The organism is Tepidiforma thermophila, assembly GCF_002563855.1.
Lineage (GTDB): Bacteria > Chloroflexota > Dehalococcoidia > Tepidiformales > Tepidiformaceae > Tepidiforma > Tepidiforma thermophila.
Window position 1 is genome coordinate 332,622 of record NZ_PDJQ01000001.1, and the last position, 20,699, is coordinate 353,320.

Consider the following 20,699-nt stretch of genomic DNA (forward strand, 5'->3'; position numbering starts at 1 on the left):
CGGCGGCGGGCGGTTCAGTCGCGGGCGATGGCCGGGACGAGGGCGCGCCGCGGCAGGGACGGCGGGGGCTGGCGGCCGTAGAGGGCGAGGAGCCCGGCGAGGTCGTCGGGCTGGGGTTCGGTGAAGACGGTGGCGAGCTCGCCCGCGCACATGGCGGCGCCGGGGCAGCGGTCGCTGTGGCCGAGCCCGAGGGCGTGGCCGAACTCGTGAAGGGCGAGCGCCTGCAGGAGGTCGCCGGTATAGGGATAGCGGGGGTCGAGGACGATGTCGAACTCGAGGAGTTCGAAATAAGGGGTGCCTTCGACGAGAGAGGCGGAGCGGACCCAGCAGGTGTAGCCGAGGTAGTTGCCGGGGATTTCGTCCCAGCCGACGACATTGCGGCCGTCGGGGGTGTAGCTGACGGCTGCCGGGTCGCCACGGCAGCCGGGGCCGTCGGCAGTTTCCCCGCGGTAGTCGAAGCGGACGGGCGTGCCGCCGGCGCCGTTCCAGGTTTCGGCGGCGCGGCGGATCCGTTCGAAGGCTTCGCCGGGAGGCAGGGACGGCGGGGCGCCGGCCGGAGCGTAATACCACGGCACGAGCGGGTCGCGCCAGCGGACGCCATCGAGGACGTACGCGGCCGAGGCGGACCGCGGCGGGAGGGGAATGGCGCCGGGGTGGGCGGCCCGGATGGCGGCGGCGAGGGCGGCCGGGTCGGCAGGGCGGCCGGGGGCAGCGACGGCGGCGACTTCGAGGATGCGCGGGCCGGCCGGCCCCGTGAGAAGGAAGGCGAAGCGCGCGCCGGGCGGGGCTGGAGGCTGCGCCGCGGTGCTGCCGCGGAGAGCGGCGGACGGGAGGAGCACCGCAGCGGCGAGCATGGCTGCGGCGAGGATGGCGCGGCGGACGGGGGCCATGGGAGAAGGAGTATGGCACAGGACCGCGAGGGCAGGGGGCGCTGATTTTTCACAGATGGGCTGGCGGAGGGGGTTGACACTGCCCTGAAAATGAACAACTATTCATTCAGTGAATTGAGATTCACTTTCACGGAGGGCAGGACGATGCTGTACGAACTGATGATGGCGCGGCAGCGTGAGCTCGAGGCGATGGAGCGGGAGATTGCCCAGCGGCAGACGCTGGAGCGGCTGCTGCAGGTGGAGCGGCTGGAGCGTGCGCTGAAGCGCGTGCGCGCTAAACTGCAGGCGTTCCCGGACCTGGCGACGGCGAACTAAGGCCAGGCTGCGGGAGCGGGGGAAGCATGGCGAAGGTATCGCAGGCACACCTCGATGCGCGGCGGCGGAGCATCCTGGACGCCGCCGCCAAGGTGTTCGCGGAGAAAGGCGTCGCTGCGGCGACGATGGCGGAGATTGCGCAGGAGGCGGGGATTTCGCCGGGCGCGATCTACCGGTACTTCCCGAGCAAGGAGGACCTTGCCCGGGGGTGCATGCAGGGTTCGGCCGAGGCCGTGAAGGCGGCCTGGCAGCACCCGGAGCAGGTGGAGACGGATTTCCGGACGCTTTCGCGGGCAACGTTTGCAGAGCTTGAGCGGCCCGGCGCCGATGCAGACACGAGGCTGCTGCTGGAGCGGGCGCTGGTTGCGGTACGCGATGACGATGCGGCGATGGTGGAGGAGTTCGGCACCGAGCTGCAGCGGATTGTGCGGGGTGTGGCGTTCCTGCTGCGGCGCGATTTCGGCGCGCGGCTGGAGGGGCTGGACCTGGAGGCGCTGGCCCAGGCGCTCTACTCGTTCTACTGGGGTGCGCGGTTTATGCGGCTGATGGCCCCGGAGGCGGTGGCGCCGACACGGCAGCTCGAGGCGCTCCAGGCGCTGATGGAAGCTGCCTTCACGGCAGACCGGGAATCTGACAGCACGGAGCGGTGAGGGGCGGGCCGGGCGCTTCGCCCCCGCGGCGCATCAGACCCGTTCGATAAGAATTGCGTCGCCCTGGCCGGTGCCGGAGCAGATGGCGGCGGCGGCGTAGCGGGCGCCGGACTCCTGGAGCTGGTAGGCGGCGGTGAGGACGAGGCGGGCGCCGCTGGCGCCGATCGGGTGGCCCATGGCGACGGAGCCGCCCCAGCGGTTGACGCGCTCGGGGTCCCAGCCGAGCTCCTGCCCGCAAATCAGGGGAACGCAGGCGAAGGCTTCGTTGACTTCGATGATGTCGAAGTCGTCGATGGCGAGGCGGGTCTTTTCGGCGAGACGGCGGAGCGCGAGGGCGGAGGCGATGGGGTACTCCGCGGGACGGGTGGCGGATTCGGCCCAGCCGACAACCCGGGCGAGCGGGGTGAGCCCGTGCCGGCGGCCAGCCTCCTCGGACCCAAGCAGGAGGACGGCGGCGCCGTCGTTCGTGCCGGGCGCGTTGCCGGCGGTGATGGCGCGCGTGCCGTAGACGGTCGGGATGCGGGCGAGGCGCTCGACGGTGGAGTTCGGGCGGGGGCTTTCGTCGCGGGCGAGGGCGACGTGGTTGGGATCGCGGCGGTTGGGGACGGGGGTGATTTCGCGGTCAAAGTGACCGGCTTCGAAGGCGGCGCCCCACCGGCGCTGGCTGCGGACCGACCATGCGTCCATCTCTTCGCGGGAGATTTCGCGGCGGGCGGCCATGTCGTCGGCCTGGTTGGCCATGTGGACATCGTCGAAGGCGCACCAGAGACCGTCGTAGACCATGCCGTCGACAAGGGTGCGGTTGCCCATGCGTGCGCCCCAGCGGGTATCGCGGTCGTAGTAGGGGACGTTGGACATGGACTCCATGCCGCCGGCGACGACGAGGTCGGCCTCGCCGAGCTGGACGAGTGAGGCAGCGAGGGTGACGGCGCGCATGCCGCTGCCGCAGACCTTGTTGACGAGGGTGCTGGGCGTGGAGACGGGGAGGCCGGCGTGGATGAGGGCCTGGCGGGAGGGGAGCTGGCCGGCGCCGGCCTGGAGGACCTGGCCGAGGATGACGTTGTCGATGGCGGCCGGGTCGAGGCGGTTGCGCTGGACGAGCGTGCGGATGAGGAGGGCAGCGAGTTCGCTTGCGGAGTACTCTTTGAGGGCGCCGCCGAACTTGCCCCACGGGGTGCGGGTCGCATCGTAGATGAAGGCGGCAGGCATGGCGGGTCCAGCGTAGCCCGCGGCGCGGCGAAGGTACAGGAGCGGGAGGTCAGGCGGGCGCAGCTGCGCAGGCGCTGCAGAGGCCGTTGACGCTGAGCGAGACGGAGCGCGCCTGGAAGCCGCCGGTGCTGGCGGCGCGGGCGATCAGGGCTTCGAGGTCGGGGTCGCCGACGAGGACATCGGCGATGCTGCCGCAGGCGGTGCAGACGAGGTTGACATGGGGACGGGCGACGGGCCCGTAGCGGGAGCCGTCGGGGGTTTCGAGCTTTTCGATGAGGCCGGCGTTGCCGAGGGCGGCGAGGTTGTTGTAGACGGTGGCGCGGCTCAGGGTGGGGAGCTCGCGGGAGAGCTCGCGGTAGAGGTCTTCGGCGGAGAGGTGGCGGTCGTGCGAATCGAGGACGGCCGCGAGGAGCGCGACCCGCTGGGTGGTGGCGGCGAGGCCACGGCTGGCGAGGAGCTCGAGCAGTTCGCTGGTCGGGCGGGTGGACTTCATCCGTCTTCCAGTTTCGCGCCGGGGGAGAGTCGATTCAACCTGCGGGGGCGGCGCGGACAGGAGCGGTTCCGGGTTTCGGCTGATTTTTCGGCTGGACCGGGTCTACCGGGGGCTGCGGCGGCATGGTTCGAAGGGGTACGCGGCGCCTATACTTTGCCGTGGCCGCCGGTTCGGCTCCGGAGGAGCGGTGCGGGCAGGCCAGGGAGGTACTCCGCCATGAAGAAAGTGCTCGGAATCCTTGCGCTGCTCGGGGCGCTCGCCGGTGCGGTGATGTTCTGGCGCCGCCGGCAGAGCGACGACGAATTCCTCGATGAGGAGCTCGACTAGCTGACCGACGGGGCCAGCCTCGAAGGAATTCGCCCGGTCATCACCGGGTTTGGCGTCACTGCAGCTGCGGCGGCGGGCGGCGATGCGTGGGAGCGGCTGCTGCGGGCGGAGCCTGCGGCAGGGCAGTATGCGCCCGGGGGCGAGGGTGCGCCCCTCGCCGGCATCGGGATGCCGGAGGAGTTCCGACCGCACCCCGGCATCCCGCGGAACGTGGTGCATTTTCTCGACCAGGGGTCGCTCCTGGCGCTGGATGCGGCGCTGCGCGCGCTCGACGCGGCCGGGCTTGGGAGCGGCGCCGGGGACGCGCGGCGGTTCGCGGTCGCGGACGGGCTTCCGTACCGGGCGCCGGGCCAGGGCGCGATGTTCGTGCCGTACGGGCACCTGGTGGCGCGCACGCTGGGCGTCCGCGGGCCCGTGGTGACGGTGGCGGGCGCGGAGGCGAGCGGGATGGCGGCGATCGTCCAGGCGGCGCGGATCATCGCGCGGGGCGACGCCGACGTGGTCATCGCTGGGGCGGCCCAGGCGCTCCAGCGGCCGCTGCTGGAGCATCTCCAGGGGCTGAGCGGGGATCGCGCCCTGCCGTTCGACCGCGGCCACGCGGGGATGGTGGCAGCGGAGGGCGCTGCCTACCTGGTGATCGAGGCGGAGGAGCACGCGCGACGGCGGGGCGCTGCGGTGCTGGCGCGGGTGGCTGCCGCGGCCGAGACGTTCGACCCGCTGGCAGAGCCGACGGCGGTGCCCGACGCCAACGAAGCGGGACGGCTGATGCAGGCGATTCTCGGGGCGGCGGGCTACCTGCAGAACCAGGTCGACCTGCTGGTTTCGTGCGCGGATGGCCGGCCGGCGGTCGATGTGGCGGATGGTTTCGGGGCGCTGCGGACGTTCGGGCGGCATGCGTACTATGCGGATGTGACGGCGACGGCTGGCTCGCTGGGCCAGCTGCTGGCGGCGAGCGGGCCGGCTGCGGTGGCGATGGCGGCCGAGGCGATGCGGCGGGGGCAGGTCTGGCCGATTGCCGGGCTGGAGACGCCGGTCGAGGGGCTGGAGCTGGCGTTCGTGCGCGAGGCGAAGGCAGTGAAGCTGGACTGCGTGCTGGTCACGTCGCTCGGCACCGGCGGCGTGGGCGCGGGCGTGCTGCTGACGGCGCCCTGAAACCGATCAGCAGGCTGATCCGAACGTTTCGGGTAATGGCGAAGCGGGATACGATGGGCGCGTGGCGCTCGAGATTGTGTTCCTCGGCCGGACGTGCTTTCGCCTGAAGGGGCGGGACGGCACGGTGCTGATGGATCCGCTGCCGCCGGATTCGGGCTTCGCGCTGGGCAAGCAGGAGGCGGGCATTGTGACGCTCAGCTGCGCCGACGACCCGCGCTACGGAGATCCCTCGGTGGTGAGCGGCGAGCCGAAGGTGCTGGACGCGCCGGGCGAGTACGAGATCGGCGGGGTGCTGGTGACGGGCACGGCGATGCGGCGCGCGGACGGGCGCCGGACCGTGAGCTTCGTGGTGGAGATTGACGGCATCCGGGTCGGGCACCTCGGACTGCCGACCGGGACGAACCTCGCCGAGCTGAAGGATGTTGATATCCTGCTGCTCCCGGTGGGGGGCGATGGGTCGCTCTCGGCGGTGGCGGCGGCCGACGTGATGACGCGGATCGAGCCGAAGATCGCCATCCCGATGCACTACAAGGTAGGGCCGGAAACGCTGGAGCTGGAGCCGCTGGAGAAGTTTCTGAAGGAGACGGGGACGAAGCCGGACGCCCAGCCGAAGCTCCAGCTGACGCGCAGCCAGCTGCCTGCCGACCTGACGGTGGTGGTGCTGGAGCCGCGGCTGACAGGCTGAGGGGCGGGGCCCGGCGGGTTAGACGGGCTGCTGGATGACGCGGAGAGGGAAGCTGGCGACGGTCTCGTAGCTGGCGCCGGCCTCGGAGAGGCGGCTGCGCATGAGGGAGACCTGGGCGGTGCGCCAGCTGACCTGCGGGATTTCCGTTTTGCCGACGGCGACTTCGATTTCGGCGCGCTGGCGGGTGGAGACTTCGTCGCGGACGCGGCCGAGGGTGAGGTGCGGCCGGAACGGTCTCCGCTCGGGTTCGAAGCCGACGACGCCGAGCGCGGCATTGACCGAGCGGACGAGCGCTTCGAGGCGGAGGACATCGCCGGCGACGCCGATCCACATGAGGCGGAGCCCCTCCCGGCCGCCGAAGGTGCCGATGGTCGAGAACTCGAGTTCGAAGGGGGAGTGGCCGACGACGGCCTCCTGGATGGCGAGCTTGACGTGGGGCAGCTTCCGGGTCGGGACCTCGCCGAGGAATTTGAGGGTGATGTGGACGCCCTCGGGGCGGACCCAGCGGACGGCGTTGCCGGAGCGGGCGCGGAGGTCTTCGATGACGGAGCGGATAGCGTCTTTGACATCGTCCGGGACTTCGCAGGCAACGAAGAGGCGGACGGACTCCTGGTGCGATGCATCGCTCATGGGTGCGGCAATCCAAAGAAAAGAGATGCGGCATTCCCGCCGCAGACCCCGGCAACGGCATCGGGCGGGAGTTCCGCGATGATGCGTTCGAGCTGGCGCCGCGGGGCGAGCAACGGGAAATCGGAGCCGAAGAGCACGCGCCCCGGGCCGGCGAGGGCAACGACGCGCGCGACAGTACCTTCATCATACAACAATGATGCGGCGGCGGTATCGAAATAGATATTTCCGATAGCCTGCCGAACCTCGGGCATCTGCAGGTAGAAGGGGAGGCCGCCGCCCAGGTGGGCAGCGACCATGCGGGCACCGGGGACGCGGGCGGCAAGTTCGCACAGTTCGGCGGGGGAGATGCCGCCGCGTTTGCCCGGGTAGGCGTGGCCGACCGGTTCGGAGACGTGCCAAAGGAGGACGGCGCCGGTCTCGGCGGCGAGGTGCGCAAGGCGGAGGGCGTCGGGGCCGAGGGGGTCCCAGCCCTGGTTGTGGGGGCGGAGTTCGCCGAAGCCGCGCGCGCCGCGTTCGAGCCAGCGGGCGGCGTCGGCCTCCCAGCCGGGGAGGGCGAGGTTGAGACAGGGGAGGGGGGCGAGGACGCCGGGCGCCTCTGCGGCGGCGGCGAGCAGATACTCGGCCTGCTCGGCGAGGCAGCGGGCATCGCGGAAGGCGAACCCGGCGATGACGGCGCGGTCGATGCCGGCGCGGGCCATGGCGGCGCGGAGGGCCGGGGCATCGGCGAGCTTGGCGCGGGGGTCGCGGTACATCTCGGCGAAAGTGGGGTCGGCATCGGCCAGGGCCTCGCGGCGGGCGGCCTGTGCCGGGGGGAAAAGGTGGGTATGGGCATCGATGCGGGGCGCCACGGCGGCATGGTAGCAGGGCCGAGGTGGCAGGGGCCCCGGGTTCGGTGCGAAGTATTCGACGTTTTCGAACGAACGATTGACAGCGGGCGGACGGGGCCGCAGGATTCCCGCATCATTCGGCGCATGGCCTATAGCACGCATCAACGACGTGAATGGCTAAACATGCGCGTCTGCAAGGGGGTTCAGCAGTGTCGGGGTACTGGGATCGGTTCTGGAGGGAGCGCCGCTCGCGGCGGCGGTTCCTCGGCGCAGCAGGCGGAGTCGCGGCCGGCGCGGCCGGGCTGGCGCTGGTCGGCTGCGGCGATGATGACGACGATGAGGGCGCGACGCCCACGACGGCCGGGGGAGCAACGGCGACGGCTGCACCGCAGGCCACGCCCACGCCGAGCGACCCGTATGCGAGCGCGAAGCGCGGCGGCATCCAGAACCTGCAGGCCACGGGCGACCCGCCCTCGATCGACCCGTACGGGAACGCGTCGTTCCTGACGAAGGGCGTGGCGGCCTATGTGTACAGCCGGCTGTTCAAGTACAACGCCGGCCTGGGGGTAAAGCAGGCCGACCTGCGGCCGGTGGGCGACGCAGCCGTGAGCGCGGAGGCGAGCCCGGACGGGCTGACCTGGACGATCAAGCTGCGGCCGGACATGAAGTTCCACAACGTGGCGCCGGTGAACGGCCGGGCGATCGGGACGGACGACATCAAGTACTCGTGGGGGCGGATGACGGCGGAGACTTCGACGAACCGGTCGCAGGTGGCGTTCGTCGACCGCCTGGAGTACCCGGACGCCTCGACGGTGGTGTTCAAGCTAAAGGAGCCCAACGCGGCCTTCCTCGACGTGCTCGCCGACGCCAACCTCTTCTGGATCGTGCCGAAGGAGGCGGACGGCGGGTTCGACCCCTCCAAGACGATGATCGGCTCGGGGCCGTGGATCCTGGAGTCGTACACGCCGGCTGTCGGGTTCAAGTTCAAGAAGAACCCCGAGTGGTACATGAAGGGGTTCCCGCTGACGGAAGGGGTATCGCTGCAGATCATCCCCGAGTACGCGAACCGGCTGGCCCAGTTCCAGGCCGGCAACTCGGATGCTGCGGGGCTGAACGCGGAGGATCTGATCAACGTCAAGAATGCGCTGCCGAGGGCGCAGCTCTACGGCGAAGTCTCGCAGCTGCTCTCCATCATCTACATGGACCCGAAGCCGGATTCGCCGTGGAACAAGGACCCGCGGGTGCGTCTCGCCATCTCCATGGCGACGGACCGGGCCGCCCTCCTCGACCTCGCCTACAACGTCAAGAAGCTGAAGGAAGCCGGCCTCGCCGTCTCCGAGCGGTGGAACAACCTCATCCCCGCCGGCCTCGTCCGCTTCTGGCTCGACCCGCTCTCCCCCGAGCAGGGCGAGACCTCGAAGTACTTCAAGTACGACCCGGCCGAGGCGAAGAAGCTCCTGGCCGCCGCCGGCTACCCGGACGGCTTCAGCACCGTCTACCAGTACACCGCCAACCGCTACGGCTCCGCCTTCAATACGGTGGCCGAGGCGAACATCCAGTACCTGAACGCCATCGGCATCAAGACGACGACCGACGTCCAGGATTACTCCTCGAAGTACATCACCCAGACGTTCACAGGGAACTTCACGGGCATCGCCTTCGGGTACGAAACCCCGTTCCCGGAGGCTGGCAGCTACCCGGTCCGCCTCTTCACCGACAACCCGCTGAACCACAGCCGGATCAAAGACCCGGAGCTCGAAGACCTCGCCCGCAAGCAGCAGCGGGAGCTCGACCCGGCCAAGCGCAAGGAGCTCTTCTTCGAGATCCAGCGCAAGAACGCGGCCAAGATGTGGTACATCCCCCAGAACCAGGGCGCCGGCACCGCCTGGACTGGCTACCGCGAATGGGTGAAGAACGTGGAGATTCAAACGGTGCCGGGTTCGTACGGCGGCGCCACCGAGGTGCTGCCCTTCCGTTGGCTCGATAAGGCCTGACCTTCAGACCTTATTGAGAACCCCCCTGCTGGGGCCCCCGCCCTGCTATCGAGGGAGCGAGGCGGGGGCCTCGCACTGTGGATACGGCGGAGAGGGGCAGGGCGGACGCATCGCGGCCGCCGCGGGGCGAGATGGGGAAGCCCATGACGACCCGCCGGAGCGGTGGGTGGAGGAAGCGGCGAGGCACCCGGTGTTTGCGGTGGTGGAGGGGTGAGGGCCGTTCGGCCGCAGCGAACGGGGGAGCGCGGCATGCGCTCCCCCTCGGTGTGTTCGCGCCGGGATGGAGCTCAGGGCGCCTCGAAGTAGAGGTCGTTCTTCAGGAAGATGTTCGGGTCGGCGCGGAGCCACTTGATGCCGGCGCCCTCGGGAACCTGGAAGTAGATCCAGCCCTGTTTCTTGCCGCCCGGGGTGAGGTCGCTGTAGAACGGGTCGAGGTCGGGCAGGTCGACGACGGGCCCCATGACGTCCTGCTCGTGTTCATTGTCGTTCGTGTCGCGGAGCTTCCAGTCGAAGGAGCCGACCTCCTTCGTGCCGATGTTTTCGTGGATGACTTCGATGCCGATCCAGCGCATGCCGGCCTTCGGCCGGGAGAACTGGTTGGTCGAGACGACCGGGTCCATGATCTGCACGATGGTGACGCGAGATTTTTGGCCCGGGTTGCCCTCGGGGGCAATTTCGCCGGAGGAGCCGGGCGCGAGGGGCACGCGGACATCGCCCCTGTTCGTGCCCGCGGCCGGTGTACCGGAGGAGGAAGCGGTGCCGCCGGTGTCGTTGCTGTCGGAGCCGCCGCCGGCCGCCGCCGCGATGATGACGACCACGATGAGGATGCCGATGAGCGCGCCGCAGCCGATGCCGACCTTCTTGAAGAAGCCGCCGCCGGACTTTTCGGCGGGGAGTTGGACCTGGCCGGAGATGATCGCCTGGCGGCGGGCGGCGTACTCTTCGTCGGTGATGCGGCCGCGCGCCTTGAGCTGGTCGAGCTCCTGGAGCAGTTTTTCGGTGGGTGACTTGGCCATTCGCGATACCCCGCTGTGAGATGGCGGGGATTGTCGGGCGGCCGCGCGTCACCTCCTGACGTGCTGTCGCGCCGATTTCGCGAACTCTCTCACGGGCCCGGGATTGCGGCGGAAACGGGGGCCGCGGCGACGACCCAGTAGCACGTGCCGGGCTGGAGGATGGCGAGGGTGTTCAGGCGGGGATGGAGGTGCGGGCTCCAGCGGAGCCAGCGGCCGCCGGCCGGGTCGTAGGCGTAGATGCCGCGGACAGCGCTTCCGGCGGGTCCGAACACCCCGGCGACGGGGGCATGCGGGCCCTGCCAGGTGAACGAGGCGACGCCGGCGCCGAAGGCCAGGGGCGGGGGTGCCGGTTGCCCGGCAGGAGGGGGAGGCGGGGCGGGCGCCGGCGGAGCGACGGACGGGACCGGAGTCGGCGTTGGAGCGGCCGACGATGCCGCGCTGCCGGGTGTGCCGTAGCCGAACACCAGGACCCAGTAGACGCCGTAGGTGCTGCCGGGCGCACTGTGACGGGCGACGCCGACGAGGGTGAAGGCGGCGTCGAGCATGATGGCGTTGTGGGCGGCAGAGCCCTGCCAGGCCGCGAGGACGGCTGCGGGTGCGGCGAGCGGCGTGCCCGCGGCAAGGTTTTCGCCGCCGGGGCGGCCGACGCCGCAATCGGCCATCCGGGTCCAGGGGGAGCGGCCAAGGGAGTCGGTGTGGCTGAAGGTGGAGCGGCCGCCGAGGTCGATGGCCATCCAGGTGGCGGCGCGGACGAGGGCGGTATCGACGGCGACGGGCTGGAGGCCCTGGCTGGTGCGGTACTCGTTCAGGAGCTGGATGAATGCCTGCTCATCGGCGTCGAGGGCGGCGTCGGGGACGTCGCAGTTCGCGAGGGCGCGGGATGCGCGGGGAGCGAGGGTGAGCAGGAGGGCTCCTGCGAGCGCAGCCGCGAGGAGCAGCTGACGGCGGACAGCGGGCGGCATGTATCACCTCCGGCCTGTGGCGGGGAGCGCGTGGGTCGGCAGGGGAACTGGTCAGCAGAGCGTGGTTCGTTCGTGTGCAGCGAGGTCCGGCGCTGTGGGCGGTTGCGCCGGGTGTGTACTCCTCCGTGGGGACGCCACCGAACCTACCGTAGCGGCAGCAGAGCGGCGGAAACGACCGGGATTTTCCCGATTCTTCGTAAACCGAGCGCAAATTTCGCGGGGACTGGCGGTGCGAGCACGCCTGCCACGCGGTCAGAGGATATGCGGCTATACTTGGCGCAATCCGGGGCCGGCCGTGGCCCCTTGAGCGAGGAGTGTCCCATGGCAGGTCTCATCATCCTCGGCGTTGCAGCGGTCATTGTGCTCGTGCTGCTGTTCGGTTCGCTGTTCACGGTGGAGCAGCAGACGGCGGCGATTGTCGAGCGGTTCGGGAAGTTCCGGCGGGTCGCCGGGCCGGGCCTGAACGTGAAAATCCCGCTCATCGAGCGGGTCGCGGGCCGGGTGAACCTGCGGGTGCAGCAGCTGGATGTGGCGGTTGAGACGAAAACGCTGGACAACGTGTTCGTCCACACGGTAGTGGCGGTGCAGTACCGGGTGATCCCGGACCGGGTGTATGACGCGTTCTACCGGCTCGACCAGCCGACCGTGCAGATCACGGCGTACGTGTTCGATACGGTCCGGGCGCGGGTGCCGAAGATGGAGCTGGACGCCGTCTTCGAGCGGAAGGACGAGATTGCGATGGCGGTGAAGAACGAGCTTGCCGGTGAGATGAGCGAATTCGGCTTCCAGATCGTGCAGGCGCTCGTGACGGACATCGACCCGGACAAGAAGGTGAAGGAGTCGATGAACGAGATCAATGCGGCGCGGCGGCTGCGGGAGGCGGCGCTGGAGCGGGGCGAGGCGGACAAGATCCTGAAGGTGAAGGCGGCCGAGGCGGAAGCGGAGAGCAAGGCGCTCCAGGGGCAGGGCATCGCGAACCAGCGGCGGGCGATCATCGACGGGCTCCGGGACTCGGTCGACCAGTTCCAGCAGAGCATCGCCGGTGTGACGCCGGAGGCGATTATGCAGCTGGTGCTGATGACGCAGCACTACGATACGGTGAAGGAGATCGGGGCGGCCTCGCGGGCGAACACGATCTTCGTGCCGTATTCGCCGGCGGGCATGTCGGACTTCTACGCGCAGATCCGGGATGCGCTCATCTCGGCGAACGCTGCGACGACGCAGGCGGACGTGGACCAGGCGGACCGGCCGGGGCAGCCGTAGCGCGGGGGCCGGTCAGGCGGGGAGGGCGGTGTCTTCGCTGCGCCAGAGGTAGAGGCAGGCGACGGTGGCGTGCGGGCGCCAGGGTGCGCCGATGGCGCGGACCTGCTCCGGCTTCGGCATGGCCGGGAGGCCGTAGCGGCGCATGATGGCGCGGTTGATGCCGAGGTCGTCGACGGGCAGCACGTCGGGCCGCTGGAGCTGGAAGATGAGGAACATCTCGGCGGTCCAGCGGCCGATGCCGCGGACGCGGACGAGGTGGGCGATGACCTCCTCGTCGGGCCAGTGCTCGAGGCCGCGTTCGTCGAGGTCGCCGGCGACGAAGTGGGCGGCGAGGCTGTGGAGGGACGCGATCTTCTGGCGGGAGAGGCCGGCGGCGCGGAGCGTCTCCGGGGGCGTGGCGAGGACGGCGGCGGGCTCCGGGAAGGCGCCAGCGGGGCCGTAGAGCGCGCGGAAGCGCTCGAAGATGGCGCCGGCGGCGCGGCCGGAGAGCTGCTGGTAGACGATGCTGCGGCAGAGCGCTTCGAAGTGGCCCGGCCGGGGCGGGCGGAGGTCGAGCGGGCCGACGGCGCGGACGAGGCCGGCCATGACGGGGTCGGCAGCGGCGAGGTGGGCGGCGGCAGCAGCGAGGTCGATAGGCACACCGGCATGGTACGGCATGGGGCGGCGTCAGCCGGGCCCGGCGAAGGTGATCGGTTCGCGGACGGCAGGGAGAATGGGGCGCATGGAACGGTTCTCGCTATCGGGCAAGACGGCGCTGGTCACGGGCGGTTCGCGCGGCATCGGCTACGGCATTGCGAAGGCGTTCATCGAGGCCGGGGCGCGGGTAATCATCGCGGCGCGGAGCGAAGGGCCGCTGCAGGAGGCGGCCGCCTCGCTGGGCGCGAACTGCATCGGGCTGCGGTGCGACGTGAGCGAGCCGGCGGAAGTGGCGGCGCTGGTGGAGCGGGCGTGGCAGCTCGGGCCGCTGGATATCCTCGTGAACAACGCGGGCATCAGCCCCTACTACAAGCGCGCGGAGCAGGTGACGCCGGAGGAGTTCGACGCCGTGGTGCGGGTGAACCTGCGGGGCGCCTACTTCGCGAGCGTGGAGGCGGCGCAGCGGATGTTCGCCGCCGGCCGGGGCGGGAGCATCATCAACGTGACCTCGGTGGCGGGCATTGTGCCGCTCGAGCGGCAGGGGGTGTACGCGGCGACGAAAGCGGGGCTGCACCAGCTCACGAAGGTGATGGCGCTCGAATGGGCGGACCGGGGCGTGCGGGTAAACGCCATCGCGCCGGGCTGGGTGGAGACGGACCTCGTGGGCGCGCTGTTTGCGAGCCGCCACGGGGAGCGGCTGCGGGCCGACATCCCGCTGGGGCGGCTGGCAACGCCGGACGACGTGGCGGGGGCCGCGGTCTGGCTGGCGAGCGACGCGGCGAGCTACGTAACCGGCAGCATCGTTGTCATCGACGGCGGGCGGCAGCTGCGGTGAGCGCTGACCCGCTGGGCCGCGAGCTGCTGGCGCTGGCGGAGGCGGCGGCGCGGGAGGCAGGCGCACTGATCGCGCGGTACGCGGCCGAGGGATTCGCGGTCGGGACGAAGACGACCGTGACGGACATGGTGACGGAGGCGGACCGGGCGGCCGAGCGGCTGATCGCGGAGCGGCTGCTCGGGGCCCGGCCGGGGGACGGGTTCGTGGGGGAGGAGGGCGCACGGGAGGCAGGCAGTTCGGGCGTGCGGTGGGTGGTGGACCCGCTCGACGGGACGACGAACTTCATTTACGGCATCCCGGCCTATGCCGTTTCGATTGCGGCAGAGCGGGACGGGTCAGTTGTGGCCGGGGTCGTGCACGACGTGGTCCACGGACTGACCTATGCGGCTGTCCGGGGCGGCGGCGCGACCTGCAACGGCCGACCGATCCGGGTCCGGGAGAGGGCGCAGCTGGCGACGGCGCTGGTGGGCACGGGCTTCGCCTACGACCCGGCCCGGCGGGCGGAGCAGGCGGCGGTGCTGGCGCGGGTGCTGCCGGCGGTCCGCGACATCCGGCGGATGGGGTCGGCAGCGCTCGACCTCGCGCACGTGGCGTGCGGGATGCTGGACGGCTACTACGAATACCGGCTGAACCCGTGGGACATTGCTGCGGGCGGGCTGCTCGTCGAGGAGGCCGGCGGGCTGGTCGGGGGGTTCGGCGGGCGGAGCTTCGCGGAGGGGTACGTGGTGGCGGCCGGGCCGGCGGTGTTCGCGGAGCTCAGCGCGCTGGTGGAGACGGCCTACCGGGCGGCCGCCAGAGGCGCGTGAGCCCGGCCCCGGGGCGCGCCGAATGCGCAGGCCAACATCTGCGTTTTCATCCCAGGGAAGCGGCTCCACGACCCGGATGCGGTGATTCATGACGTCGGCGATGTAGAGGCGGGAGCCGTGAAGCGCCAGCCCGCCAGGCGGATGCTCTCCGGAGAGGGTTCTGCGGGGATGGCAGGGCGCAGCCGGACGGTCGGCAATGACAGACGTTGACCGGGACTTTCCCTATTTGTCATCCCGGCAAGCAGGAAGGGCGCCCGCATGCGGGCGCCCTTCCTCATCACCGGTGCCGGGTGGGTGCGGCGTCCGGCCGCGGCCCGGGTCAGACCTCGCGGAACTCGCCTTCGACGGTGCCCTCCTCGGCGGGGCCGGAGCCGGACGGGCCGGACGAGGCGCTGCCGGCGCCGGCGGCGCCGTAGACGGCTTCGCCGATCTTCTGGAGGGAGGCGGAGAGGGCGTCCATGGCGGAGCGCATGCGGGCGACGTCGTCGGACTCCATCGCTTCGCGGACGGCCTTCACCTTCTCCTCGACCTCGTCCTTGAGGTGGGACGGGATCTTGTCGGCGTTGTCGCGAAGGGTCTTTTCGGCCTGGTAGGCCATGGTGTCGGCGGTGTTCTTCACCTCGATGGCCTCGCGCTTGCGCCGGTCTTCTTCGGCGTAGAGCTCGGCCTCGCGCTGCATCCGCTCGATCTCCTCCTTGGTGAGGCCGGAGGAGGGCTGGATGGTGATCTTCTGCTCGCGGCCGGTGCCCTTGTCGCGGGCGGAGACGGAGACGATGCCGTTGGCGTCGATATCGAAGGTGACTTCGATCTGGGGGACGCCGCGGGGCGCGGGGAGGATGCCATCGAGGATGAAGCGGCCGAGCGACTTGTTGTCGGCGGCCATGGGCCGTTCGCCCTGGAGGACGTGGATTTCGACGCTCGGCTGGTTGTCGGCCGCGGTGGAGAAGATCTGGCTCTTCGAGGTCGGGATGGTGGTGTTGCGCGGGATGATCGGGGTCATCACGCCGCCGAGGGTCTCGATGCCGAGGGTGAGCGGGGTGACGTCGAGGAGGAGGACGTCCTTCACTTCGCCCTTGAGGACACCGGCCTGGACGGCAGCGCCGACGGCGACGACCTCATCGGGGTTGACGCCCTTGTGGGGCTCTTTGCCGAAGAAGTCGGCGACGAGCTTCTGGATGGCCGGCATGCGGGTCTGGCCGCCGACGAGGACGACCTCGTCGATATCGGAGGCCTTCTTGCCGGCGTCGGCGAGGGCCTTCTTGACGGGCTCGAGGGTGCTCTGGAGCAGGTCGTGGACGAGCTGCTCGAGCTTCGAGCGGGTGAGGGTGATGTTGAGGTGCTTCGGCCCGCTGGCGTCGGCGGTGATGAAGGGGAGGTTGATCTCCGTCTGCTGGGCGGAGGAGAGTTCGATTTTCGCCTTCTCGGCCTCGGCCTTGAGGCGCTGGAGGGCCTGGCGGTCCTGGCGGAGGTCGATGCCCTCCTGCTTCTTGAACTCGTCGATCAGCCAGTCGATGATGCGCTGGTCGAAGTCGTCGCCGCCGAGGTGGGTATCGCCGTTGGTGGAGAGGACCTGGAAGGTGCCGTCGCCGATTTCGAGGATGGAGATATCGAAGGTGCCGCCGCCGAGGTCGTAGACGGCGATCAGCTCGTCCTTCTTTTTATCGAGGCCGTAGGCGAGCGAGGCGGCGGTGGGCTCGTTGATGATGCGCAGGACTTCGAGGCCGGCGATTTTCCCGGCGTCCTTAGTGGCCTGGCGCTGGGCGTCGTTGAAGTAGGCCGGGACGGTGATGACGGCCTCGGTGACCGGTTCGCCGAGGTAGGCTTCGGCGTCGGCCTTCAGCTTCTGGAGGATCATGGCGCTGATCTCGGGCGGGCTGTAGGTGCGGCCGCCGAGGACGACCTGGCAGTCGCCGTTGGGCGCTGCGGTGACCTTGTAGGGGACGAGCTTGATGTCGCGCTGGACTTCGGGGTCGTTGAACTTGCGCCCCATGAAGCGCTTGATGGAGAAGATGGTGTTTTCCGGGTTGGTGATGGCCTGGCGCTTGGCGACCTGGCCGACGAGCCGTTCGCCGGTCTTGGTGATGGCGACGACGGAGGGGGTGGTGCGGGCGCCTTCCGCGTTGGGGATGACGACGGGCTCGCCGCCTTCCATGACGGCCATGCAGCTGTTGGTGGTGCCGAGGTCGATGCCGAGAACTTTACCCATAGTGTGTGCTCCTGGTTGGGGTGGTATCAGGTGCCGGACTGGCCGGCTTCGGGAGTGGTGCCGTCGCCAACGATGACCATGGCGGGGCGGAGGACTTTGCCGCCGAGGTTGTAGCCCTTCTGGACGACGTGGAGGACGCGGCCTTCGGGGCCGGCCTGGCGGGCGATGGCTTCGTGGCAGGCCGGGTCGAACTGGGCGCCTTCGGCGGGGATTTCGCTGACGCCCATGGATTCGAGGAGCCGCCAGAACTTCTGGTGGATGTTGATGATGCCCTGGACCCAGTTGAGGCCTGCGAGGTGCGAGTCGACGGAGGCGACGGCACGGTCGAGGTCATCGAAGACGGGAAGCAGGTTGATGACGAGGGCAGCGTTGGCGAGCCGGTGGGACTCGCTCCGCTCCTGTTCGACGCGCCGCTTGTAGTTGGCGAAGTCGGCGGCGGTGCGCTGCCAGTTGCGGAAATAGGATTCGGCCTTTTCGCGCTCCGCTTCGAGCTGCGCGACGGGGTCGGCGGCCGCGCTCTCGGCCTGGTCTGCTGGGCGTTCGGCGCTGCCGTTGCCGGCGAGGGCGCCGGGGTCGGCGGTGCGCTCATCGGGGTTGCTGGTGGTTTCGACGGTGCGGTCGTCACCGGGTTCGCTCATGGTGCCTCCTGGTCGGCGGGGGTCATTCGCCACCGCCGTAGAATTCGCGGATCAGTTCGGTGAGGATGTCGCTCACGTAGCGGACGTGGGCGACGGCATCGCTGTAGTGCATGCGGGTGGGGCCGAGCAGGCCGACGATGCCGGCGGCGCCGCCCGGCGGCCCGTAGCGGGCGAGGACGAAGGACATCTCCTGGTAGGGGCCTTCGCGGTTTTCGTCGCCGATGACGATGGCGACGCCGGCGTCGGAGACGGCTTCGGCAGGGATGGCGTCGCGGAGGCGGCGCTCCTCGACGGCCTCGAGGGCATCGAGGAGACGGTCGGCCTTCTCGAACTCGGGCTGGCGGAGGAGTTCGCGGACACCTTCGACGACGGGCTCCTCGACGCGGGCGGCCTGCTCGCGGAGGAGGAGGTCGGTGAGGGCGGCGATGACAGCGGTCTCGACCGCGCCGAGCGGCTCGGCGCTCTCCGTGCGCGGGAGTTCGGCGACGGTCTTGCCGCCGAGTTCGGCGTTGAGCCGGAGCGCCAGGCGGGAGAGGTACTCCTGCGAGGCGGCGACGGGGAAATCGAGGATGCGCTGGTGGACGCCGCCATCGGAGGTGACGACGACGAGGAGGGCGCGCGTTTCGGTCAGCTCGACGAGCTGGAGCTGCTTGAGGCGGACCTCGGCGACGCGGGGCTGGGTGACGAGGGCCATGTTGTGGAGGCTGTTGGCGAGGACGGAGGCCGCGAGGCCGACCCACTCCTCGAGGTCTCGCGAGGCCTGGTGGAACTGGTGGAGGATGGTGAACTGCTCCTGGGGGGAGAGGGAGCGTTCGGGCATGAGGGCGGAGACGTAGTAGCGGTAGCCGCGGTGGGAGGGGATGCGGCCCGCGGAGGTGTGGGGGTGGGTGATCATGCCCTCGTCTTCGAGCGCGGCCATCTCGTTGCGGACGGTGGCGGGGGAGAGGGGCAGGCGGTGGCGCTCGACGAGGGCCTGCGAGCCGACAGGCTGCGCCGAGCCGACGAAGTCGTCGACGATGAGTGCGAGGATGCGGGCCCGGCGCTCTGACAATGGCATTATCAACCCCTCGCTGCCATGTTAGCACTCCTTCCTCCAGAGTGCTAACCGTCGTGGGGATAGTGTACCACGGGCCGAAACGCGGGTGGAGCGGCCGGGGAGGCCGGGGCCGGGGGCCGGGACGGGGACTTATCGGCGGCGGTGGCGGGTCTTCTCGTCGAAGCGGCGCCAGCCTTCGTCGAGGCCCTCGCGGGCGGCCTGGCGGCCGGCTTCGAGCATGTCGCGGGCGGTATCGCCGATGCCGAGGAGGATGGCGCGGGCCCAGGCGACGATGGGGTGTTCCTCGCGCTGCGGGGGCTCGGGGGCGAGCGGCTCGGGGGTGCGGGGGGCGGGCTCGTCGGGCGTCATTTCTTTTTCTTCCCGTGGCGGCGGCCGCGGATGCGGTCGGGCAGGCCGGTGACGGCTGCGAGGCCGGCGCGGACGCCTTTGGCGACGGCGTAGACGCGGATGATGGGGCTGGCGACCGTTTCGCCGGCGAACTCGGTGGTGCCGCGGATGGTATCGAGCGACTGGCGGAGGGAATCGAGGGCGGGGGCGGCGTTTTCGCGCACGACCTTGCGGACGACGAAGACGAGCGCAATGAGGGCGGCCATGAAGACGACGGCGAGGATGCCGGCGAGCAGCCAGAAGAGGCCGAGGAGGACGATCACGATGTCTCGCCATTCGCTCCAGGAGTCGGGGGCGGCCCAGGCATCGGGGACGGCGCGGTCAGGGATGATGTCGGCGCCGAAGTAGCCGTCGGCGATGGCGCCGACGACGAGGTAGACGAGGAAGAGGAGGATGGCCGCGAAGACGACGGTGGCGATAAAGCGCATGCGGGGCACCTCCAGGCGTTGGGGCGATGATAGGTGCGACCGGGCGGGTGAGCAAAGCGCTTCCGCCTGCGTATTGGTTGCGTGACAATTCGGGAAATTCACGGGGAACTCTGTGCGGCGGCCGCTCCCTATCAGGGGAAACCCGAATGCCCGGTGGGCGGGTGGACGCGCACAATGACGGCGAAAGGCAGCGCGAGATGCGCGAAAGGGTGAGGCGTGCACCTGGAGCTTCAACCAGCCGCCATGGCCAGGCCGGGGAGGCCGGGCGGGGGAACGGAGGACGGGCCAATGGCGGCAACGATCCTCGTCGTCGATGACGATGACCCGGTGCGGGTGATGCTGGCCCGGCTGCTGCGCACGCACGGCTTTACGGTGCTGCAGGCGGCACATGCGGCCGAGGCGCGCGCGATCCTCGAGCGGGAGCCGGTCGACCTGGTGATCTCGGATATCGTGATGCCGGGGGAGTCGGGCATGGAGCTGCGCCGCGCGGTGCTGGAGACGCGGCCCGACCTGCCGTTCATCCTGATCAGCGGCTACAGCGCGGAAGGGCCGGCCGAGTTCGCAGCACGGACGCCGCGGACGATCTTCGTACAGAAGCCGTTTGCGGCGGACCAGTTCCTGCGACTGGTGGAGGCGACGCTCGGGACGGGGCATCAGCGCTCCGGCAGCTGACGGGGCCGATCGGCCCCAGGATCATGTCCGAACGGATATCGCGTCGATAACCAGCGGCCCGGCATGCTCGGCGTGAACCCACGTGGAGGCAGGAGCGATGTCCAATCTTGTCCGCTGGAATCCGTTCGAGGAGTTCGGGAGCCTGGTGCCGCGGGAGTGGCTGGCGCGGTTCGGGTTCCCGGCAGAGACGGCCTGGAGCCCGCGCTGCGACGTGACGGAGCGGGATGATGCGTTCGTGGTGCACGCGGAGCTCCCGGGCGTCGAGGCGAAGGACATGGAGGTGACGGTGGAGAACGGCGTGCTGACGCTGAAGGGCGAGAAGCGCTCGGAGCGGAAGGAAGAGGAGAAGGGCCGGACGTACAGCGAGCGGTTCTTCGGGTCGTTCGAGCGGCGGCTGGCGATCCCGGAGAGCGTGGACGTCGACCGGATTGAGGCGAAGCTGAAAGACGGGGTGCTGGAGGTGACGCTGCCGAAGCGGGCGCCGGAGCCGAAGGAGCCCGGGCGGAAGATCGAAATCAAGACCGGCTGAGCCGGCGGGGCGCGCCGGGGCGCGGGAGGCCCCGGGGAGGGCAGCAGGAGTGGCAGCACTGGCGGAGCAGGGCAGGGAGAGCGGGTGGTTTG

The 20,699-nt window shown here is 70.2% G+C and carries 23 protein-coding genes; 10 read left to right on the plus strand and 13 right to left on the minus strand.

Annotation, left to right across the window (positions count from 1 at the left end; translation table 11 throughout):
- Positions 1–14: 14 nt before the first annotated feature.
- Positions 15–890: a matrixin family metalloprotease gene (locus A9A59_RS01620; protein ID WP_098502612.1), complete on the minus strand. Its 876-nt coding sequence runs from the start codon at positions 888–890 to the stop codon at positions 15–17.
- Between the two features lie 144 nt (positions 891–1,034).
- Between A9A59_RS01620 and A9A59_RS13910 the strand changes: the two genes are divergently transcribed.
- Together A9A59_RS13910 and A9A59_RS14285 are read left to right on the plus strand one after the other, a co-directional pair.
- The gene (locus A9A59_RS13910) at positions 1,035–1,205 is read left to right on the plus strand and encodes a hypothetical protein (RefSeq protein ID WP_165772428.1); all 171 of its coding nucleotides are present in this window, start codon (positions 1,035–1,037) and stop codon (positions 1,203–1,205) included.
- A 26-nt stretch (positions 1,206–1,231) separates the two neighbouring features.
- Positions 1,232–1,855, plus strand: a complete 624-nt coding sequence (locus A9A59_RS14285) for a TetR/AcrR family transcriptional regulator (protein ID WP_098502614.1) — start codon at positions 1,232–1,234, stop codon at positions 1,853–1,855.
- A gap of 33 nt (positions 1,856–1,888) precedes the next feature.
- On the opposite strand, the gene A9A59_RS01635 is transcribed toward A9A59_RS14285, so the two are convergent.
- Positions 1,889–3,064 carry a thiolase family protein gene (locus A9A59_RS01635; RefSeq protein WP_098502615.1) on the minus strand — a complete coding sequence of 392 codons (1,176 nt, stop codon included), beginning with the start codon at positions 3,062–3,064 and terminating at the stop codon, positions 1,889–1,891.
- A gap of 49 nt (positions 3,065–3,113) precedes the next feature.
- Positions 3,114–3,557, minus strand: coding sequence for a Fur family transcriptional regulator (locus tag A9A59_RS01640; RefSeq protein WP_098502616.1), 444 nt, complete (start codon positions 3,555–3,557; stop codon positions 3,114–3,116).
- Between the two features lie 495 nt (positions 3,558–4,052).
- Here A9A59_RS01640 and A9A59_RS01645 point away from each other — a divergent pair, with 495 nt between their 5' ends.
- Together A9A59_RS01645 and A9A59_RS01650 are read left to right on the plus strand one after the other, a co-directional pair.
- A complete protein-coding gene (locus tag A9A59_RS01645; protein ID WP_098502617.1) occupies positions 4,053–5,036 on the plus strand; it encodes a beta-ketoacyl synthase N-terminal-like domain-containing protein in 984 nt (327 codons plus the stop codon).
- A 61-nt stretch (positions 5,037–5,097) separates the two neighbouring features.
- The gene (locus A9A59_RS01650; protein WP_098502618.1) at positions 5,098–5,721 is read left to right on the plus strand and encodes an MBL fold metallo-hydrolase; all 624 of its coding nucleotides are present in this window, start codon (positions 5,098–5,100) and stop codon (positions 5,719–5,721) included.
- Positions 5,722–5,739: 18 nt separating this feature from the next.
- On the opposite strand, the gene thpR is transcribed toward A9A59_RS01650, so the two are convergent.
- Positions 5,740–6,351, minus strand: coding sequence for an RNA 2',3'-cyclic phosphodiesterase (thpR, locus tag A9A59_RS01655; RefSeq protein WP_098502619.1), 612 nt, complete (start codon positions 6,349–6,351; stop codon positions 5,740–5,742).
- Positions 6,348–7,199: an amidohydrolase family protein gene (locus tag A9A59_RS01660; protein ID WP_165772429.1), complete on the minus strand. Its 852-nt coding sequence runs from the start codon at positions 7,197–7,199 to the stop codon at positions 6,348–6,350. Before A9A59_RS01660 ends, thpR begins: the two co-directional genes overlap by 4 nt.
- A 188-nt stretch (positions 7,200–7,387) precedes the next feature.
- Between A9A59_RS01660 and A9A59_RS01665 the strand changes: the two genes are divergently transcribed.
- The gene (locus A9A59_RS01665; RefSeq protein WP_106427042.1) at positions 7,388–9,172 is read left to right on the plus strand and encodes an ABC transporter substrate-binding protein; all 1,785 of its coding nucleotides are present in this window, start codon (positions 7,388–7,390) and stop codon (positions 9,170–9,172) included.
- 287 nt (positions 9,173–9,459) lie between these two features.
- Here A9A59_RS01665 and A9A59_RS01670 read toward each other — a convergent pair whose 3' ends face one another.
- Positions 9,460–10,188 (minus strand): DUF4352 domain-containing protein, encoded by a 729-nt coding sequence (locus A9A59_RS01670; protein WP_098502622.1) that lies wholly within the window; start codon positions 10,186–10,188, stop codon positions 9,460–9,462.
- Between the two features lie 89 nt (positions 10,189–10,277).
- The gene (locus tag A9A59_RS01675; RefSeq protein WP_098502623.1) at positions 10,278–11,150 is read right to left on the minus strand and encodes a CAP domain-containing protein; all 873 of its coding nucleotides are present in this window, start codon (positions 11,148–11,150) and stop codon (positions 10,278–10,280) included.
- Positions 11,151–11,471: 321 nt separating this feature from the next.
- Between A9A59_RS01675 and A9A59_RS01680 the strand changes: the two genes are divergently transcribed.
- Complete coding sequence (locus A9A59_RS01680; protein ID WP_098504771.1) at positions 11,472–12,413, plus strand: SPFH domain-containing protein; 942 nt, start codon at positions 11,472–11,474, stop codon at positions 12,411–12,413.
- Between the two features lie 12 nt (positions 12,414–12,425).
- Here A9A59_RS01680 and A9A59_RS01685 read toward each other — a convergent pair whose 3' ends face one another.
- Positions 12,426–13,052 carry a DNA-3-methyladenine glycosylase family protein gene (locus A9A59_RS01685; protein WP_165772430.1) on the minus strand — a complete coding sequence of 209 codons (627 nt, stop codon included), beginning with the start codon at positions 13,050–13,052 and terminating at the stop codon, positions 12,426–12,428.
- Positions 13,053–13,134: 82 nt separating this feature from the next.
- On the opposite strand from A9A59_RS01685, the gene A9A59_RS01690 reads away from it, so the two are divergent.
- Entirely contained in the window at positions 13,135–13,884 is a 750-nt protein-coding gene (locus A9A59_RS01690; RefSeq protein WP_278286753.1) for an SDR family NAD(P)-dependent oxidoreductase, read from the plus strand.
- Entirely contained in the window at positions 13,881–14,690 is an 810-nt protein-coding gene (locus A9A59_RS01695; protein ID WP_098502626.1) for an inositol monophosphatase family protein, read from the plus strand. The genes A9A59_RS01690 and A9A59_RS01695 overlap by 4 nt, the downstream gene beginning before the upstream one ends.
- A 319-nt stretch (positions 14,691–15,009) precedes the next feature.
- Here the strand turns inward: A9A59_RS01695 and dnaK are convergent, their stop codons facing one another.
- The 5 genes from dnaK to A9A59_RS01720 form a co-directional block, all read right to left on the minus strand.
- Entirely contained in the window at positions 15,010–16,896 is a 1,887-nt protein-coding gene (gene dnaK, locus A9A59_RS01700; RefSeq protein ID WP_098502627.1) for a molecular chaperone DnaK, read from the minus strand.
- Between the two features lie 26 nt (positions 16,897–16,922).
- Entirely contained in the window at positions 16,923–17,534 is a 612-nt protein-coding gene (locus A9A59_RS01705; protein WP_098502628.1) for a nucleotide exchange factor GrpE, read from the minus strand.
- 22 nt (positions 17,535–17,556) lie between these two features.
- On the minus strand, positions 17,557–18,591 hold the full coding sequence (gene hrcA, locus A9A59_RS01710; protein ID WP_098502629.1) for a heat-inducible transcriptional repressor HrcA: 1,035 nt from the start codon (positions 18,589–18,591) through the stop codon (positions 17,557–17,559).
- A 129-nt stretch (positions 18,592–18,720) separates the two neighbouring features.
- Positions 18,721–18,939 carry a hypothetical protein gene (locus A9A59_RS01715; RefSeq protein ID WP_098502630.1) on the minus strand — a complete coding sequence of 73 codons (219 nt, stop codon included), beginning with the start codon at positions 18,937–18,939 and terminating at the stop codon, positions 18,721–18,723.
- Positions 18,936–19,406: a hypothetical protein gene (locus A9A59_RS01720; RefSeq protein ID WP_098502631.1), complete on the minus strand. Its 471-nt coding sequence runs from the start codon at positions 19,404–19,406 to the stop codon at positions 18,936–18,938. Before A9A59_RS01720 ends, A9A59_RS01715 begins: the two co-directional genes overlap by 4 nt.
- A gap of 288 nt (positions 19,407–19,694) precedes the next feature.
- Between A9A59_RS01720 and A9A59_RS01725 the strand changes: the two genes are divergently transcribed.
- Positions 19,695–20,078, plus strand: a complete 384-nt coding sequence (locus A9A59_RS01725) for a response regulator (protein ID WP_165772431.1) — start codon at positions 19,695–19,697, stop codon at positions 20,076–20,078.
- 97 nt (positions 20,079–20,175) lie between these two features.
- A complete protein-coding gene (locus A9A59_RS01730) occupies positions 20,176–20,607 on the plus strand; it encodes an Hsp20/alpha crystallin family protein (protein ID WP_098502633.1) in 432 nt (143 codons plus the stop codon).
- Positions 20,608–20,699: the final 92 nt, after the last annotated feature.

Excerpts from the sequence above, each read along its gene's own strand:
- A9A59_RS01645 (WP_098502617.1), top strand. The coding sequence starts at position 4,053 with ATGCCGGAGGAGTTCCGACCGCACCCCGGCATCCCGCGGAACGTGGTG.
- A9A59_RS01720 (WP_098502631.1), bottom strand. The coding sequence starts at position 19,406 with ATGCGCTTTATCGCCACCGTCGTCTTCGCGGCCATCCTCCTCTTCCTC.
- A9A59_RS01705 (WP_098502628.1), bottom strand. The coding sequence starts at position 17,534 with ATGAGCGAACCCGGTGACGACCGCACCGTCGAAACCACCAGCAACCCC.
- A9A59_RS01635 (WP_098502615.1), bottom strand. The coding sequence starts at position 3,064 with ATGCCTGCCGCCTTCATCTACGATGCGACCCGCACCCCGTGGGGCAAG.
- A9A59_RS14285 (WP_098502614.1), top strand. The coding sequence starts at position 1,232 with ATGGCGAAGGTATCGCAGGCACACCTCGATGCGCGGCGGCGGAGCATC.
- A9A59_RS01715 (WP_098502630.1), bottom strand. The coding sequence starts at position 18,939 with ATGACGCCCGACGAGCCCGCCCCCCGCACCCCCGAGCCGCTCGCCCCC.
- thpR (WP_098502619.1), bottom strand. The coding sequence starts at position 6,351 with ATGAGCGATGCATCGCACCAGGAGTCCGTCCGCCTCTTCGTTGCCTGC.
- A9A59_RS01725 (WP_165772431.1), top strand. The coding sequence starts at position 19,695 with ATGGCGGCAACGATCCTCGTCGTCGATGACGATGACCCGGTGCGGGTG.
- A9A59_RS01640 (WP_098502616.1), bottom strand. The coding sequence starts at position 3,557 with ATGAAGTCCACCCGCCCGACCAGCGAACTGCTCGAGCTCCTCGCCAGC.
- A9A59_RS01675 (WP_098502623.1), bottom strand. The coding sequence starts at position 11,150 with ATGCCGCCCGCTGTCCGCCGTCAGCTGCTCCTCGCGGCTGCGCTCGCA.
- dnaK (WP_098502627.1), bottom strand. The coding sequence starts at position 16,896 with ATGGGTAAAGTTCTCGGCATCGACCTCGGCACCACCAACAGCTGCATG.
- A9A59_RS01690 (WP_278286753.1), top strand. The coding sequence starts at position 13,135 with ATGGAACGGTTCTCGCTATCGGGCAAGACGGCGCTGGTCACGGGCGGT.
- A9A59_RS01620 (WP_098502612.1), bottom strand. The coding sequence starts at position 890 with ATGGCCCCCGTCCGCCGCGCCATCCTCGCCGCAGCCATGCTCGCCGCT.
- A9A59_RS01670 (WP_098502622.1), bottom strand. The coding sequence starts at position 10,188 with ATGGCCAAGTCACCCACCGAAAAACTGCTCCAGGAGCTCGACCAGCTC.
- A9A59_RS01730 (WP_098502633.1), top strand. The coding sequence starts at position 20,176 with ATGTCCAATCTTGTCCGCTGGAATCCGTTCGAGGAGTTCGGGAGCCTG.
- A9A59_RS01680 (WP_098504771.1), top strand. The coding sequence starts at position 11,472 with ATGGCAGGTCTCATCATCCTCGGCGTTGCAGCGGTCATTGTGCTCGTG.
- A9A59_RS13910 (WP_165772428.1), top strand. The coding sequence starts at position 1,035 with ATGCTGTACGAACTGATGATGGCGCGGCAGCGTGAGCTCGAGGCGATG.
- hrcA (WP_098502629.1), bottom strand. The coding sequence starts at position 18,591 with ATGCCATTGTCAGAGCGCCGGGCCCGCATCCTCGCACTCATCGTCGAC.